Here is a 14,570-nt window from a genome sequence, read left to right on the forward strand (position 1 = left end):
CGCAATAACACTACCGACCTGACCAGCTAATATTAATAATAGTATCTTATAAAAATACTCTCTTAAGTTGTATTTGAGCGCAAAAGGAACATGTTGTTTTGAGCCCGATTCAGCGGGCTTTTTGCGGCCCGGGGTCCGACGGCCGACGGGCCTGATTTGACAGGGAGGGTCCGCTTCCCCATGTTCCGGCCGACGCTAACGGACGATTCAAGCCCAGTCCGCGTTGGTCCGGGCGTTTAACCCTTTGGATTTTCGATGAAAGTTGTCGTTGTCGAGTCGCCTTCCAAGGCGAAGACGATCAACAAGTATCTTGGGGCCGGCTACGAGGTGCTCGCCTCGTTCGGCCATATCCGTGACCTGCCGGCCAAAGATGGCTCGGTCGATCCGGACCAGGACTTCAAGATGCTTTGGGAGATCGACCCGCAGTCCCAGAAGCGGGTCAACGACATTGCGCGCGCCGTGAAGGGCGCCGACACCCTCATTCTCGCGACCGACCCTGATCGCGAGGGCGAAGCCATTTCCTGGCATGTCCTGGAAGCGCTGAACGAAAAGAAGGCGCTCAAGGGCCAGACCATCCAGCGTGTCGTCTTCAACGCCATCACCAAGCAGTCGGTGACCGAGGCGATGAAGAAGCCGCGCGAAATCGACACCGCGCTGGTCGACGCCTATCTCGCGCGCCGGGCGCTGGATTACCTCGTCGGCTTCACTCTTTCTCCTGTGCTCTGGCGCAAGCTGCCGGGCGCCCGCTCGGCCGGACGCGTGCAGTCGGTGGCGCTGCGCCTCGTCTGCGACCGCGAACTCGAAATCGAAAAGTTCGTCGCCCGCGAATACTGGTCGATCCTCGCCAAGCTGAAGACGCCGCGCGGCGACGAGTTCGACGCCCGCCTAGTCGGCGCCGACGGCCAGAAATTCCAGCGCCTCGATATCGGCACCGGCGTCCAGGCGACCGATCTCAAGAATATGCTCGAGGGTGCGAGCTTTACCGTCACCTCGGTCGAGGCCAAGCCGGCGCGGCGCAATCCGCCGCCGCCCTTCACCACCTCGACCATGCAGCAGGAAGCCAGCCGCAAGCTCGGCTTCGCCCCGGCCATCACCATGCGGCTGGCGCAGCGGCTCTATGAGGGCACCGACATCGGCGGCGAAACCGTCGGTCTCATTACTTATATGCGTACCGACGGCATCGACATGGCGCCGGAGGCGATCACCGACATCCGCTCGATGATCGGCAAGAATTACGGCAAGGAGTATGTGCCGGGCTCGCCCCGCACCTACCAGAACAAGTCGAAGAACGCCCAGGAAGCGCACGAAGCCGTGCGTCCGACCTCCGCTTCGCGCACGCCGCAGGAAGTCGCCCGCTACGTCGACAAGGATCAGGCCCGTCTTTACGAACTGATCTGGAACCGCGCGGTGGCCTCGCAGATGGAATCCGCCGAACTCGAGCGCACCACGGTCGATATCGTGGCCAAGAACGGCGCGCGCGTTGCTGAACTTCGCGCCTCCGGTCAGGTGGTGAAGTTCGACGGCTTCCTCACGCTCTATCAGGAAGGCCAGGACGAGGCCTCCGACGACGATGAATCCAAGCGCCTCCCCGCCATGAGCGAGAAGGATGCGCTGGCGAAACTGGCGATCGAAGCCGATCAGCACTTCACCGAACCGCCGCCGCGCTTCTCGGAAGCGGCGCTGGTCAAGCGCATGGAAGAGCTCGGCATCGGCCGGCCGTCCACTTATGCCTCGATCCTGCAAGTGCTGCAGGACCGCGGTTATGTGCGCATCGACAAGAAGCGCCTGATCCCCGAGGACAAGGGCCGCGTCGTCGTCGGCTTTCTCGAGAGCTTCTTCCACAAATACGTCGAATACGATTTCACCGCCTCGCTCGAGGAGCAGCTCGACAAGGTCTCGAACAACGAGATCGCGTGGAAAAAAGTGCTTTCGGACTTCTGGACCGACTTCATCGGCGCTGTGAACGAGATCAAGGAGATCCGCATCACGCAGGTGCTGGATGCGCTCAACGATCTGCTCGAGCCGCACATCTTCCCGGCCCGCGCCGATGGCGCCCCGGTGCGCCAGTGTCCGCAGTGCGGCAACGGCCAATTGTCGCTGAAGGTCGGCCGCTTCGGCGCCTTCATCGGTTGCTCGAATTATCCGGAATGCAACTACACCCGGCAGATGACGCCCGGCGCGGCGAGCGCGCAGGCGACCCGGGTTCTGGGTCAGGATCCCGAGACCGGTCTCGACGTCACCATACGCGGCGGCCGCTTCGGCACCTATTTGCAGCTCGGCGAAGAGATCAAGGCGCCGAAGCGCAAGAAGGGTGAGAAGAAAGACCCGGATGCGCCGGAGCCGCAGAAGCCCAAGCGCGCTTCGCTGCCCAAAGGCATTTCGGCCGACGACGTCACGCTCGAACAGGCGCTGGCTGTGTTGTCGCTGCCGCGCGAAGTCGGCATTTCGCCCGAGGACGGCCAGCCGATCCTGGCCGGCGTCGGTCGCTTCGGTCCTTACGTCAAGCACGACAAGACCTATGCCAGCCTTGAGGAAGGCGACGACGTTCTGACCATCGGCCTCAATCGCGCGATGCATCTGATCGCCGACAAGATCGCCAACCCGAAGAAGGGCCGTCGCTTCGGTCCGGCTCCGGGCAAGACGCTCGGCGAGCATCCCGACAAGGGCGGTCCGATCGTGGTCAAGAGCGGCCGCTTCGGGCCTTATGTGTCGAACAACGGCGTCAATGCGACGCTGCCCGCCGACAAGACGCCGGACACGCTCACGCTCGACGAAGCCATTGTGCTGCTCGATGCGCGTGCGGCTGCGCTCGGCAATTCGCCACGCGGCGCCAAGAAACCTGCAAAGCAGGCCGCGCCGAAAAAGGCAGCGACGAAGGCCGATACCGCCGAGGACAAGCCGGCGGTGACGGCAAAAGCCCCCGCCGCGCGCAAGAAGCCGGCGGCCAAGGCGCCCGCGAAGCCGAAGAAACCCGCCGGCAAGACCAACAAGAAAGTCACGGCGGCCGAGTAATCTCGGCCGCTGGCGCGGCCCGACTGTCGAGATTACATTAATCCCGTCGCGCCGCACCGGCGCCGGAACCCGCTTTGAAGAAACCACCTAAACACAATCCCGATACCCTGCCGTCGAAAGACGACATCCTCGTCTTCATTGCCGCCAATCCCGGCAAGGTCGGCGCCCGCGAAATCGCCCGCGCCTTCAATCTGAAGAACGATCTGCGCGCCGACCTCAAGCGTCTGCTGCGCGACCTTGCCGATGACGGCGCCGTCGCCCGCCGCGGCCACAAAGGCAAGAAACTGCACCAGCCGGGCACCTTGCCCTCCACCGTGCTCGCCGACATCGTCGCGCGCGATCGCGACGGCGACTTCATTGCCGTGCCCGACGAATGGGATGAGGAAGAACACGGCCCTGCCCCGCGCATCCGCATTCTCTCCGCGCGCCGCCCGCGTCCCGGCGAAGCCGCGGGCCTAGGCGACAAAGTTCTCCTGCACACCGACGAGATCGAGCCCGAGGACGGCATCCGCCATCGCGGCCGCATCATCAAAATCGTCGAGCGGCCGAAGCACCGCGTGCTCGGCATTTTCCGCGCCGATGCGCGCGGCGGCGGCCGGCTCGAACCGGTCGACAAGAAAATGCTCGGCCGCGAAATGCAGATTCCGCAGGGCGCCACCGGCGACGCGCAGGACGGCGACCTCGTCGCGGTCGAGGCGCAGCGCGTCTCGCGCTTCGGCCCGCCGAACGGCCGCGTCGTCGAGCGCCTCGGCTCGCTGAAAAGCGAAAAGGCGGTCAGCCTCATCGCCATTCACGCCCATTCCATTCCCGACGTGTTCCGCCGCGAGACCCTCAACGAGGCCGAAGCCGCGACGCCGGCTCGGCTGGAAGGCGGCCGCGAGGACTGGCGCAAGCTGCCGCTGATCACCATCGATCCCGCCGACGCCAAGGATCACGACGACGCCGTCCACGCCGAAGACGACGCCGATCCGTTCAATCCCGGCGGCTTCATCGTCACCGTCGCCATTGCCGACGTCGCCCATTACGTCACGCCCGGCTCGGCGCTCGATCGCGAAGCGCTGGTGCGCGGCAACTCGGTCTATTTCCCCGACCGCGTCGTGCCGATGCTGCCCGAGCGCATTTCCAACGATCTGTGCTCGCTCAAGCCGAACGAGGACCGCGCGGCGCTCGCCGTGCAGATGGTCATCGGCGCCGACGGCCGCAAACGCGAGCACAAGTTTCACCGCATCATGATGCGCTCGGCCGCCAAGCTGGCCTACGAGCAGGCGCAGGCCGCCATCGACGGCCGCCCCGACGACGTCACCGGCCCGCTGGTCGAGCCGATCCTCAAGCCGCTTTATGCCGCCTATGAAGCGCTCAAGCGCGCGCGCACCGAGCGCGGCCCGCTCGATCTCGATCTGCCCGAACGCAAGATCCTGCTGAAGAAGGACGGCATGGTCGACCGCGTCACGGTGCCGGAGCGGCTGGACGCGCACCGGCTGATCGAGGAGATGATGATCCTCGCCAATGTCGCCGCCGCCGAGACTTTGGAGAAGGCGCGCACGCCGCTGATCTACCGCGTCCATGACGAGCCGAGTCTGGAGAAGATCAACGCGCTGCGTGAATTCCTCGCCAGCCTCGATATCAACATCGCCAAAGGCGGTACGCTGCGCGCCTCGAACTTCAATTTCATTCTCGAGCGCGTGAAGGACACCGAGCGCGAAACGCTCGTCAACGAAGTGGTGCTGCGCTCGCAGGCCCAGGCCGAATACTCCGCCGAGAACTACGGCCATTTCGGCCTGAACCTGCGCCGCTATGCGCATTTCACCTCGCCCATTCGCCGCTATGCCGATCTGATCGTGCATCGCGCGCTGATCCGCGCCTTGCATCTCGGTCACGATGGCCTGCCCGCGAACTTCGGCATTCCCGAGCTTGCCGAAATATCCGCCGAGATTTCGGCCACCGAGCGCCGCGCCATGCTGGCCGAACGCGAGACCAAGGACCGGCTCATCGCGCACTTTCTGGCCGACCGCGTCGGCGCCACCTTCGAGGGCAAGGTCGGCGGCGTGCATCGCGCCGGCCTGTTCGTCAAACTCAACGAGACCGGCGCCGACGGCTTCGTGCCGGCGCGCACCATCGGCGACGAGTTCTTCGTCTATGACGAGAGCGGCCATGCGCTGGTCGGCAGCCGCACCGGCGAGACCTACCGGCTGGGTGACAGCATCACCGTGAAACTGGTAGAGGCAGCTCCCGTGGCCGGCGCGCTGCGCTTCGAGATCCTGTCGCACGGCAGCAAGGGCACCCCGCCGCCCGGCCGGCGTTTCGGACGCAGCGCCGACCGGCCAGGCAAGAGCGCGAAGTTCAAGAGCGATAATGCCAAGGGCCACGAAGAAAAGAAGCGCAGCGAAGAACGGCGCCGCAAGTTCGGCAAGAAAAGTACCCGCCACAAGGTTCGCAAGAACAAAGGCAAAAGAAAATAGAAGCGGAAGTCAGGGGACGTGACACGACAATGGGCAGCAATGACGGCGACCGCCTTCTCAAGCGCATGAGTGAAATGGAGCGCGACCAGTCGTTTCCCGATTCCGAGCCGCGCGACGCCGCAACCATCATGCTGATCGATCGCGCCGGTCCGCAGGCCAAGGTCCTGCTCGGCCGCCGCCATCACGGCCACAAGTTCATGCCGGGCAAGTTCGTGTTTCCCGGCGGCCGCATCGAGGCGCACGACAGCGCCATGACGGCGGTGAGCGAACTCCATCCGGACACGCAGGCCAAGCTCATCGCGCGCGTCGGCACCCCCTCGCGCGAATTCGCGCGCGGCATGGCGCTCGCCGCCGTGCGCGAGATGGCGGAGGAGACCGGCCTGCTGCTGGGCGTCAAAACCGACGTGCCGCCGCAGACGCCCGGCGAAATCTGGACCGAGTTCGCCAAGGCGAGCGTTCATCCGGACCTCGGCCAGTTGCACTTCATTGCCCGCGCCATCACCCCGCCGAAGCGGCCGAAGCGCTTCGACACCCGCTTCTTCACCGCCGACGCCACCACCATCGCCCATCGCATCGAGGGTATGGTCGGGCCGGATTCTGAGCTGGTCGAGCTGGTCTGGGCGCCGATCGAGGAAGCCGCCCAGTTCGACATGCCGACGATTACCAGCGTGGTGCTGGAGGAACTGGCGGCCCGGGTCGCGGCCGGCATGGCGCATGGCCTGCCGGTGCCGTTCTACCACATGGGTTCGGACAAGTTTTACCGCGAATTGCTGTAATCAGCCTCCTGAAAAGACTGATCTTTTCCGGATTCCTTGACATTTGGCCGAGTCTGGCTAGTTTCCGCGCCACGCAGCCGCCACCACGCTTCTGCGGCTCACGATATCCCGAGATTCAAGGACTTAAATCATGGCCAAGGCCGTCAGCCTCAAGATCAAGCTCGTGTCGAGCGCCGACACCGGTCACTACTACGTCACCAAGAAGAACTCGCGCACCCAGACCGACAAGCTGGTGAAGAAGAAGTACGACCCGATCGCGAAGAAGCACGTCGAATATCGCGAAGGCAAAATCAAGTAAGCCGCCTTTCCAGGCGAATGCGATCCAAAGGGCGTCCGATCGGGCGCCCTTTTTGTTTGTGGTCATTCCGGGACGGCCCGAAGAGCCGAACCCGGAATGACGGGCTCTTGAGTGGCCGGCTCTGTTGAACGCGGGTATCGTGCCCGCGTGTTTCATCGGAGTCCCGTCATGTTGCGTTTGCTCGTCACCGCCCTCCTCCTGCTGCCTCTCGCATTCAACGCCGCGCGCGCCGACGACAAACCGCACCGCCTTGCGCTGCAGATCAGCGACGGAGACGAATCCAAGATGAACGCCGTGCTTAATGTCGCGGCCAATGTCTCGCGCTATTATTCGGACAAGGGCGAAGAGATCGAGATCCGCATCGTCGCCTTCAATGCCGGTCTCAATATGCTGCTTGCCGACCGCACGCCGGTCGCGACGCGCCTCAAATCGTTCAAGCAGGGCATGCCGAATGTATCCTTTGCCGCTTGCGAGAACACGCTCGACACGCTGACCAAGAAGGAAGGCAAGGAGCCGCCGCTGGTCGAGAACGCCACGCGCGTGAAGGCCGGCGTCGTCACGTTGATCGAATTGTCCGAGCAAGGCTGGACCATCGTCCGCCCATAGGAGCGTTTCCAGGCGAAGTGGGAACCGGCTCGCCGTCCGGAAACGCGACAAAATAAAAAAGCGCGGCAATACTTGACCTGACGCCGGCGAACGGGACATTGGTCGATCCAACATGGCGTTCCAAAATGGCGAAGCATGACGTCATCGTGGTCGGCCTCGGCGCTGTCGGCGCCGCCGCCACTTTGCATCTGGCACGGCGCGGCGCCAGAGTGCTCGGCATCGATCGTTTTTCGCCGCCGCACAGCCACGGCTCGTCGCACGGCGACACCCGCATCACCCGTTCGGCAATCGGCGAAGGTGTCGAATATTCGGCGCTGGCGCTGCGCTCGCATGCGCTGTGGCGCGAATTCGAGGAGCTCACCGGACAGACCTTGTTCGTGCGCAACGGCTGCCTCACCATCTCCGGCGCCGACGCGATCGCGATGCACGATGTCGAGGATTTCTTCGTCAATGTCGAAACCGCGGCGCGGCAATACAACATCCCGACCCGCACCTTCGACACGCCGGAAGCGATCCGCGCCCGCTATCCGCAATTCGCCGCGCAAGCCGGCGACCGCGCCATCCTCGACGAGGAAGCCGGCCTTCTTTATGTCGAGCGCTGCATCGCAGCCGAACTCGACCTTGCGGAAAAGGCCGGCGCCCAGCTTCTGCGCGACACGCGGGTGATGCAGATCGAGCCGTCGGCGGCAGGCGTCGAGATCGTGACCGGCGACAATCAACGTTTCACCGCCGAGCGCGTGCTGATCGCGGCCGGCGCCTGGCTGCCGGGCTTTGTCGCCGCCGAATTGTCGCGGCATTTCACCGTGACGCGCCAGGTGCTGCACTGGTTCGAGATCCGCAGCAATCCGGAGCGTTTCAGGCCGGCGAACTGCCCGGTCTTCATCTGGCAGTTGCCGCGGCGCGGCGATATCGCCAGCAGCATTTACGGCTTCCCGCTCGAAGGCGAAGCCGGCAACGGCCTGAAGGTCACGCACGAGGAGGACGGCCACCCCACCGATCCCGATCACGTCGACCGCACGGTCGATCCGGCGCTCGAAACCGAACGCGCCTATCGAACTTACATCGAACCGTTCCTGCCCGACCTCGGTCCCCGCTGCGTCCGCACCGCGACCTGCCTCTATACCCGCGTTCCCCGCTCGCGCTTCATCATCGACGCCGACCCGCGCAGCGACCGCATCACCTTTGCCTCACCCTGCTCCGGCCACGGCTTCAAGCACTCCGCGGCTTTGGGCGAAGCGCTGGCGGATGAGTTGTCGGTCGGCGAAGCCCGGCATGTCGACCTCGCGCCGTTCAGGCTGGCGCGGCTCGGGGATTATTTGCGGGGGAGTTGAGGCGCCACACGTCATGCCGGCCCCTGTCGGAATCCAGACGCCGCAGCCCTGACCGGCCTCATCCTGAGGAGCCCGAGCGCAGCGAGGGCGTCTCGAAGGATTGAGGCCGCCCCATGGTTCGAGACGGGCCTTCGGCCCTCCTCACCATGAGGGCGGGATTTATTCAAAACGCCGCTTGACTGTATTTAAGCCTAGGTCTATATTCCCCTCCATCCCGCCCCATCTAGCGAGGGGTGTCTGATCAGCGTCTCCAGATGCTGGGGCGGGGAGCGGTGGCCGGGCACGGGGCGTCGGAGATGCGGCGCAGCTTTCCCCTCCCGGCGGTCCAAGCCGCGCCGGGATTCCTGCACGCCTGCCGCGTGCCGGGGCCCTGACGGCCGGTACCCGGTCCTGAGTCAGAACAGGACCGGCGAGTTGCCTGCCCCTTCGGTGGAGCGTTGTCGGGCTGCGAACAGGCCGATGACGAACGGACGACCACCGGGAACGGCGCGGAGCAAACCTATAAACACCGCGTGCGGAACGCCGGAAGTCCGGCAATTCCGTGGTGACGACGCTCGCGTGAATCTAACTCACACATCACGCGAGGCTGCGGGGCTGTTCGGGCCCCGGCGTTCCGCGCGCCCTCGTTATGGGGGTGATGATGGGAATGCGGATTGGGACGACGGCCTGCCCGGGGCCGACCAAACAATGCGGGCGATGAGTCATGTCCGCGTCACGCCGCCCTCGCCCCGGTTTGACGCCGATCAAGGCGCGCACCTGCCGAAGGCCAATGCTGGGCGTTCAATAAACAAATCATCAGGGCGGACACCATGAGCGCACCCCTCGGAAAGACCTCCGTGTCAGGCAAGACCGATCCCGTCGTGCAGGCGATCACGGCGCGCGATGTTGCCGACGCGCTGGCCGCCGGCCTGCGCGATTTCCAGGCCGCGCCGTCGATCGGGCTCGCCTGCGGCGCACTCTATGCCTTCGGCGGCCTCGCCATCGTGCTGAGTGTTACGGCTTTGGGCGTGAGCTATCTGGCCTATCCGCTGGCCGCCGGCTTCGCGCTGATTGGCCCCTTCGTCGCGATCGGACTCTATGAGGTGAGCCGGCGGCGCGAAACGGGCGAGCCGATTTCCTTCGCCGCCGTCTGGCGCAAGGTGACAAGCCGCAGCGAGATCGGCTGGATGGCCTTCGTCACCGTATTCGTGATGCTGATGTGGATGTATCAGGTGCGCCTGCTGATGGCGCTGTTTCTCGGCCTCAACGTCTCGTTCGCGTCGTTCGAGCAATTCATCACCGTCGTCCTGACCACCAATACCGGGCTGCTGTTCCTCGCCATCGGCAATCTCGACGGCGCGGTGCTGTCGCTGATCCTGTTCTCGCTCACCGTGGTGTCGTTCCCGCTGCTGCTGGATCGCGACGTCGATTTCATCACCGCCATGATCACCAGCGTCCGCGCGGTGGTGGCCAGCCCGGTGCCGTTGATTTCATGGGCGGCGGTGATTGTGGTGTTGCTGATCGTGTCAGCGCTGCCGGCCTTTCTCGGGCTCATTCTGACGCTGCCGGTGCTCGGCCACACCACCTGGCATCTCTACCGCCGCATCGTCGCGCCGGTGGCGGCGGAAGAAACCTAGCGGCCTTTGGCACGAATCGGCGGCGGCGCTAGCTTGCCTCCCGCAACCGGACCATCACGAGGGGAAACGACCCATGGCCAAGCGGACGACGTTGTATTCATCGAAGGGCAAGAAGCTCTACGCGGTGCGCGACAAGGACGGCAAGTTCAAGGACATCCAGACCTATCAGCGCGCGCACGCCGCCGACATGCGTTCGAAGTCGAAGGCCGAACTGGCCACGGCCAAGAAGAAGAAAAAGAAGACCGCCAAAAAGGCGAAGAAAGCCGTGAAGAAGAAAAAGCGGCTCTAGGCCTTAGGCCGTGGCGCGCTCGCGCGCGTCATAGACCCTCACTTCGACGCCGGCATTCTGGCCCTTCAGCGTCAGTCCGCAGGACAGCGCCGCGGTCAGCGAGCCGAACTGCGAAATGCGCTGGCCGCCGACCTCGACGATATAACTCGGGTCGCTCGCGGGCACGGAGGGCGGCGAGTCCGTCGTCGGCAGATCGGTGGCGTGGGCGGCGCTGGTGTCAGGCATGAGAGCCTCATGAGAAGCCGGCCGCCATTGCGGGATGGCGCGGCCGGCCCGGGAATGGCCCGGGACCGCCGCATCATTCCGCCGCCCCGTTAAAATTAGCTGAAAATGCAATTTCCCCAGTCAAATCAAGCGTGTTGGCGGTCGCCATCGATCGGGATCACCTGCCCGGAAATGGTCTTGGCCGCCGGAGAGGCAAGGAATACCGCCAGCGCGGCAATGTCCTTCGGGTCGACGAACTTCTTGATCGACTGATACGAGAAGGTCTCGCCAAGAATTTCATCCATGGTGCGGCCGGTGAGCTGCTGCTTGCCGCGGAACACGCGCTGAATGCGATCGCCTTCCACGAGCCCCGGCGCAATGGCATTGGCGCGAATGCCCCATTCGCCAAGTTCAATGGCCAGCGTCTTGGTCAGACCGATCACACCCCACTTGGTCGCGGCATAAGGCGAACGGTTCGGAATGCCAAAGCGTCCGGCCACCGACGACAGGTTGATGATGGAGCCTGCTTCCGACTGTTTCAAAAAAGGGATGGCCAACCGCGTCACGTCGAACATCGCGGTGAGGTTGATCGCCATCACCTTGTCCCAGTCGTCGGGCGGATAGTCGGCCACCGGCAGCGTCATGCCGGCGATGCCGGCATTGTTGATCAGCACGTCGATGCCACCGAGGGCTTCGGCGGCGGCCGGCACCATCGTCTCGATATCGGCGCGCACCGCCATATCGCAGCGCTTCGCCACAAGGCCGGGGATTTCCTTCACCATGGCGGCGAGCCCCGCGTCGTCGATATCGCAGATGAAGATCTTGGCGCCGGTGGCGGCGAAGGCGCGCGCAAATTCGCGGCCAATGCCGGCCGCACCGGCGGTGATCAGGACTTTCTGTGGCATGCGTTTCCCCTCATGTTTCTTATCCTTTCCCACAAGGGGAGCGGGAAAGGAAGATCACTCCTCCCTCTCCGTCGTAAAATACAGCGGGTACCCGTTCATCTTGCCGAGGTCGGTCGCTTCCTTCGCCTTGGTCTCAGCGACGTCGCGGGTATAGACCGCGATGACGCAGGCGCCCTTCTGGTGGGCGGTCATCATCACGCGATAGGCTTGGCTTTCGTTGAGCCGGAACACGGCCTTCAAGACCTGCACCACGAATTCGCGCGGCGTATAATCGTCATTGAGCAGGATCACTTTCCAGAGCGGCGGGCGGGCCACTTTGGTGTCGGACTTCTGCCGCGTTCTGGTCCGCGGCTTGGTCGTGGTGCCGGGATTGTCCGCCGGGCTCATACGGCGCTCCATTGACTGGCCTGCGACACGCCGCGATTTCCTGTTCCCGGCGCAATTCCCCCAATTGCCTATCTTTGCAAGTCCTGCCTAGAAGCAAAAGCCCTGCCCATGCCCGCGCACCGGCCGGCGCCAACAAGCTTATGTTCTGAAGGAAACGCCCATGCCGACCGTCCTGCTCACGCACACGCCCGACATGCTCGCCAACTACTATGGCGACCGCGCGCTCTCCGCGCTGCGCGGGCTGTGCGACGTGCGCCTCAACGACACCGGCCGGGTGCTCGATCCAGGGGAGCTGGCGAAGCTCGCCGAAGGCTGTGACATCATCGTCTCCGACCGGCTGACCGCGGGCCCTGCGGAGTTCTTCGCCCAGGCGCCCGCCTCTCTCGCCGCCTTCCTCCGGGTCGCGGTCGATATCCGCAACATCGATGTCGCAGCCGCTTCGAAGGCCGGCATTCTGGTTACTCATGCGACGCCGGGGTTTATTGCGTCCGTCGCCGAACAGACCATCGGCTTCATGATCGATCTCGGCCGACATGTCTCCCGCTACACCGCGGAGTATCGCGCCGGACTCGATCCGCAGCCGCAGATGGGCCGTCAGCTGGCCGGGGCCACGCTTGGCATTCTCGGCTATGGCGCCATCGGCCATTATCTCGCCCGCCTCGGCGTCGCCTTCGGCATGAAGGTGATGGTGTCCGATCCGTTCAAGACCATCAACGATCCCGGCATCGCGCAAGGCTCGTTCGAAGACGTTTTGGCCGCTTCGGATTTCCTCGTTTGTCTCGTCATCGCCAATGACGAGACGGAGAACCTGATGAATGCCGCGGCCTTCGCGCGCATGAAGACGTCGGCCTTCTTCATCAATATGTCGCGCGGCAACCTGGTCGACGAACAGGCGCTGGAGAACGCGCTCAATCGCAAGCAGATCGCCGGTGCGGCCATGGACGTCGGCCGCGCGCCGGACCAGAAGCCATCGCTGTTCCTCGCCAAACGGCCCGACGCGGTTGCGACCCCGCACACCGCCGGGCTCACGCCCGATGCCGCCGAGCATCAGGCCTTCGACACCGTCAATCAGGTCAGGGACATCCTCGCCGGCAAGATCCCGCCCGGTGCCGCCAATGCCGACACGGCGCATCGACTGCGCATTTTCGCAAAGTAATTCGCTATTTTCGGCGACCTCGGGGCGACGGAACTTTGTTCCATCGTCGGCGTTGATGGGCATACAAACGCCACTGGGGTGACCTGCCTATGAATCGTAATGTCCTTGTTATCGCCGTTGCCGTCCTCTGCGTCGCGGTGGGCGCGCTTGGTTACAAGCTCTACGAAGAGCATCGCGAGCCCAAAGGCGTGCAGCTCAATATCGGTGCGGGCGGCATATCGGTGGAAAAGAAATAACGAGGTTTGGCGCATCGTTGATGACGCATTGCGTCGATTGAACGGTTCAATCGAATTAATATGAACATAATTTTCGCGCTCGCGCCCACCCGGCGCGGGCGCGAAATCGTTTCGCATGGCGTGATGGTATACGTCAGCCCTGCTGCTTCATTTGCCTTGCGGCATCGCTATCATTTTTTTCAGTACGGGGACGGCGAAGGAGTGTAACGCGCGACGGATATTGGGGAACCGTGCTGCGCGGTAGACGCAAGCAGAGAGGAGCAAGTGATGAATCCGCACGCCCGAAGCGGCATCGACATCCTTCGGCAATCCCCGCGTTACCGGCCGGCCAATACATGCGCACAATGCGGTGAGGCGCTCTATTTGCCGGAATACTCCGAGTGGCTGGATGCCGGCTATGCCAGGCATCTTTGGCAGTGCGATGCCTGCGGCTACGCCTTCGAGACGACCGTACGCTTCGCAGCAGCGTAGTACGCCTGACCGGCAGGAGTGGCCCCGGGCCCGGCCCGGCGAGGCTGATTGGGCTCTGCCAGTCCGCGCCTACGCAAGAAAGGAACCGGCTTAGACGCACGCGCCCTCGCCCCCAGAGCAACCCAGCGGCGCAGCAGCGTTAAGTCGGTTCCTTTCGCTGCCCTTCATCTCGATTGTGCAAAATGAAGTTTGGCGCGGTCCGATCACGGTAAATTGTGGCGTACTTTCGGAGCGCGGGCCGGTAGACTTCGCCGCCATGATGATGCGTCGCACATTGCTGCTCGCGCTGGCCGGCCTCGCCGCCGCGCCCCGAACACTGGTCGCGCAGGCGGCCCCGATGAGTCACCTGTCCGCCTATGCCTTCCGCTTCGGCGCGCTGAACGGCGGCGATATTGCCCTGGCCGATTTCGCCGGCAAGCCAATCCTTGTCGTCAATACAGCCTCGCAATGCGGCTATACCCCGCAATATGCCGGTCTGCAGGCGCTGTGGACCCGCTACAAGGATCGCGGCCTCGTCATTATCGGCGTGCCATCCAACGATTTCGGCGGTCAGGAGCCGGGCGGCGCTCCGGAAATCGCCCGGACCGCGCAAGACGACTATCACGTCACCTTTCCGCTCGCCGCCAAAGCTGCGGTGAAAGGTGGGGGAGCCCATCCTTTCTATCGCTGGGCCGCCGCCGAGCGTCCCCGCGAAGCGCCGCGCTGGAATTTCCACAAATATCTGATTGGCCGCGATGGCCGGCTGAAGGCCGCCTTTGCGTCCGCGGTCGACCCGTCGGATCCGGGCCTGATCGTCGCGATCGAAACCGAGCTCGGCGCCTGAC

15 protein-coding genes are annotated in these 14,570 nt (G+C 64.0%); 12 read left to right on the forward strand and 3 right to left on the reverse strand.

Annotation, left to right across the window (positions count from 1 at the left end):
* Positions 1-255 precede the first annotated feature (255 nt).
* From topA to DXH78_RS14335, 8 genes are all read left to right on the forward strand, one after another.
* The gene (topA, locus tag DXH78_RS14300) at positions 256-3,012 is read left to right on the forward strand and encodes a type I DNA topoisomerase (protein ID WP_115517926.1); all 2,757 of its coding nucleotides are present in this window, start codon (positions 256-258) and stop codon (positions 3,010-3,012) included.
* Positions 3,013-3,086: 74 nt separating this feature from the next.
* The gene (gene rnr / locus DXH78_RS14305) at positions 3,087-5,471 is read left to right on the forward strand and encodes a ribonuclease R (protein WP_115517927.1); all 2,385 of its coding nucleotides are present in this window, start codon (positions 3,087-3,089) and stop codon (positions 5,469-5,471) included.
* 29 nt (positions 5,472-5,500) lie between these two features.
* A complete protein-coding gene (locus DXH78_RS14310) occupies positions 5,501-6,247 on the forward strand; it encodes an NUDIX hydrolase (RefSeq protein ID WP_115517928.1) in 747 nt (248 codons plus the stop codon).
* Positions 6,248-6,377: 130 nt separating this feature from the next.
* A complete protein-coding gene (gene rpmG / locus DXH78_RS14315; RefSeq protein WP_056911438.1) occupies positions 6,378-6,545 on the forward strand; it encodes a 50S ribosomal protein L33 in 168 nt (55 codons plus the stop codon).
* 168 nt (positions 6,546-6,713) lie between these two features.
* Positions 6,714-7,151, forward strand: coding sequence for a DsrE family protein (locus DXH78_RS14320; protein ID WP_115517929.1), 438 nt, complete (start codon positions 6,714-6,716; stop codon positions 7,149-7,151).
* 125 nt (positions 7,152-7,276) lie between these two features.
* The gene (gene solA / locus DXH78_RS14325) at positions 7,277-8,482 is read left to right on the forward strand and encodes an N-methyl-L-tryptophan oxidase (protein WP_115517930.1); all 1,206 of its coding nucleotides are present in this window, start codon (positions 7,277-7,279) and stop codon (positions 8,480-8,482) included.
* 809 nt (positions 8,483-9,291) lie between these two features.
* Positions 9,292-10,098, forward strand: a complete 807-nt coding sequence (locus DXH78_RS14330) for a DUF2189 domain-containing protein (protein ID WP_115517931.1) — start codon at positions 9,292-9,294, stop codon at positions 10,096-10,098.
* 73 nt (positions 10,099-10,171) lie between these two features.
* The gene (locus DXH78_RS14335) at positions 10,172-10,387 is read left to right on the forward strand and encodes a hypothetical protein (protein ID WP_115517932.1); all 216 of its coding nucleotides are present in this window, start codon (positions 10,172-10,174) and stop codon (positions 10,385-10,387) included.
* Positions 10,388-10,390: 3 nt separating this feature from the next.
* On the opposite strand, the gene DXH78_RS14340 is transcribed toward DXH78_RS14335, so the two are convergent.
* The 3 genes from DXH78_RS14340 to clpS all read right to left on the reverse strand — a co-directional run bounded on the left by DXH78_RS14340 (position 10,391) and on the right by clpS (position 11,883).
* Complete coding sequence (locus DXH78_RS14340; protein ID WP_115517933.1) at positions 10,391-10,612, reverse strand: hypothetical protein; 222 nt, start codon at positions 10,610-10,612, stop codon at positions 10,391-10,393.
* 125 nt (positions 10,613-10,737) lie between these two features.
* Positions 10,738-11,496 (reverse strand): SDR family oxidoreductase, encoded by a 759-nt coding sequence (locus DXH78_RS14345; protein ID WP_115517934.1) that lies wholly within the window; start codon positions 11,494-11,496, stop codon positions 10,738-10,740.
* Positions 11,497-11,550: 54 nt separating this feature from the next.
* Positions 11,551-11,883 carry an ATP-dependent Clp protease adapter ClpS gene (gene clpS, locus DXH78_RS14350; protein ID WP_115518486.1) on the reverse strand — a complete coding sequence of 111 codons (333 nt, stop codon included), beginning with the start codon at positions 11,881-11,883 and terminating at the stop codon, positions 11,551-11,553.
* 160 nt (positions 11,884-12,043) lie between these two features.
* On the opposite strand from clpS, the gene DXH78_RS14355 reads away from it, so the two are divergent.
* The 4 genes from DXH78_RS14355 (at position 12,044) to DXH78_RS14365 (ending at position 14,569) form a co-directional block, all read left to right on the forward strand.
* Positions 12,044-13,039: an NAD(P)-dependent oxidoreductase gene (locus DXH78_RS14355; RefSeq protein ID WP_115517935.1), complete on the forward strand. Its 996-nt coding sequence runs from the start codon at positions 12,044-12,046 to the stop codon at positions 13,037-13,039.
* Positions 13,040-13,128: 89 nt separating this feature from the next.
* Positions 13,129-13,275: a hypothetical protein gene (locus tag DXH78_RS19940; RefSeq protein ID WP_168192839.1), complete on the forward strand. Its 147-nt coding sequence runs from the start codon at positions 13,129-13,131 to the stop codon at positions 13,273-13,275.
* 267 nt (positions 13,276-13,542) lie between these two features.
* Entirely contained in the window at positions 13,543-13,746 is a 204-nt protein-coding gene (locus tag DXH78_RS14360; protein ID WP_115517936.1) for a hypothetical protein, read from the forward strand.
* A 256-nt stretch (positions 13,747-14,002) separates the two neighbouring features.
* Positions 14,003-14,569 carry a glutathione peroxidase gene (locus DXH78_RS14365; RefSeq protein ID WP_115517937.1) on the forward strand — a complete coding sequence of 189 codons (567 nt, stop codon included), beginning with the start codon at positions 14,003-14,005 and terminating at the stop codon, positions 14,567-14,569.
* The last annotated feature ends 1 nt before the right edge of the window (position 14,570 follow it).

The sequence above is a fragment of the Undibacter mobilis genome, assembly GCF_003367195.1.
In the GTDB taxonomy this organism is placed as follows: domain Bacteria; phylum Pseudomonadota; class Alphaproteobacteria; order Rhizobiales; family Xanthobacteraceae; genus Pseudolabrys; species Pseudolabrys mobilis.

What these genes read in the sequence shown, in the direction of transcription:
- topA (WP_115517926.1), top strand. Translation starts at nt 256, where the DNA reads ATGAAAGTTGTCGTTGTCGAGTCGCCTTCCAAGGCGAAGACGATCAAC.
- DXH78_RS14360 (WP_115517936.1), top strand. Translation starts at nt 13,543, where the DNA reads ATGAATCCGCACGCCCGAAGCGGCATCGACATCCTTCGGCAATCCCCG.
- clpS (WP_115518486.1), bottom strand. Translation starts at nt 11,883, where the DNA reads ATGAGCCCGGCGGACAATCCCGGCACCACGACCAAGCCGCGGACCAGA.
- solA (WP_115517930.1), top strand. Translation starts at nt 7,277, where the DNA reads ATGGCGAAGCATGACGTCATCGTGGTCGGCCTCGGCGCTGTCGGCGCC.
- DXH78_RS14345 (WP_115517934.1), bottom strand. Translation starts at nt 11,496, where the DNA reads ATGCCACAGAAAGTCCTGATCACCGCCGGTGCGGCCGGCATTGGCCGC.
- rpmG (WP_056911438.1), top strand. Translation starts at nt 6,378, where the DNA reads ATGGCCAAGGCCGTCAGCCTCAAGATCAAGCTCGTGTCGAGCGCCGAC.
- DXH78_RS14330 (WP_115517931.1), top strand. Translation starts at nt 9,292, where the DNA reads ATGAGCGCACCCCTCGGAAAGACCTCCGTGTCAGGCAAGACCGATCCC.
- DXH78_RS19940 (WP_168192839.1), top strand. Translation starts at nt 13,129, where the DNA reads ATGAATCGTAATGTCCTTGTTATCGCCGTTGCCGTCCTCTGCGTCGCG.
- DXH78_RS14340 (WP_115517933.1), bottom strand. Translation starts at nt 10,612, where the DNA reads ATGCCTGACACCAGCGCCGCCCACGCCACCGATCTGCCGACGACGGAC.
- DXH78_RS14320 (WP_115517929.1), top strand. Translation starts at nt 6,714, where the DNA reads ATGTTGCGTTTGCTCGTCACCGCCCTCCTCCTGCTGCCTCTCGCATTC.
- DXH78_RS14355 (WP_115517935.1), top strand. Translation starts at nt 12,044, where the DNA reads ATGCCGACCGTCCTGCTCACGCACACGCCCGACATGCTCGCCAACTAC.
- DXH78_RS14335 (WP_115517932.1), top strand. Translation starts at nt 10,172, where the DNA reads ATGGCCAAGCGGACGACGTTGTATTCATCGAAGGGCAAGAAGCTCTAC.
- DXH78_RS14365 (WP_115517937.1), top strand. Translation starts at nt 14,003, where the DNA reads ATGATGATGCGTCGCACATTGCTGCTCGCGCTGGCCGGCCTCGCCGCC.
- DXH78_RS14310 (WP_115517928.1), top strand. Translation starts at nt 5,501, where the DNA reads ATGGGCAGCAATGACGGCGACCGCCTTCTCAAGCGCATGAGTGAAATG.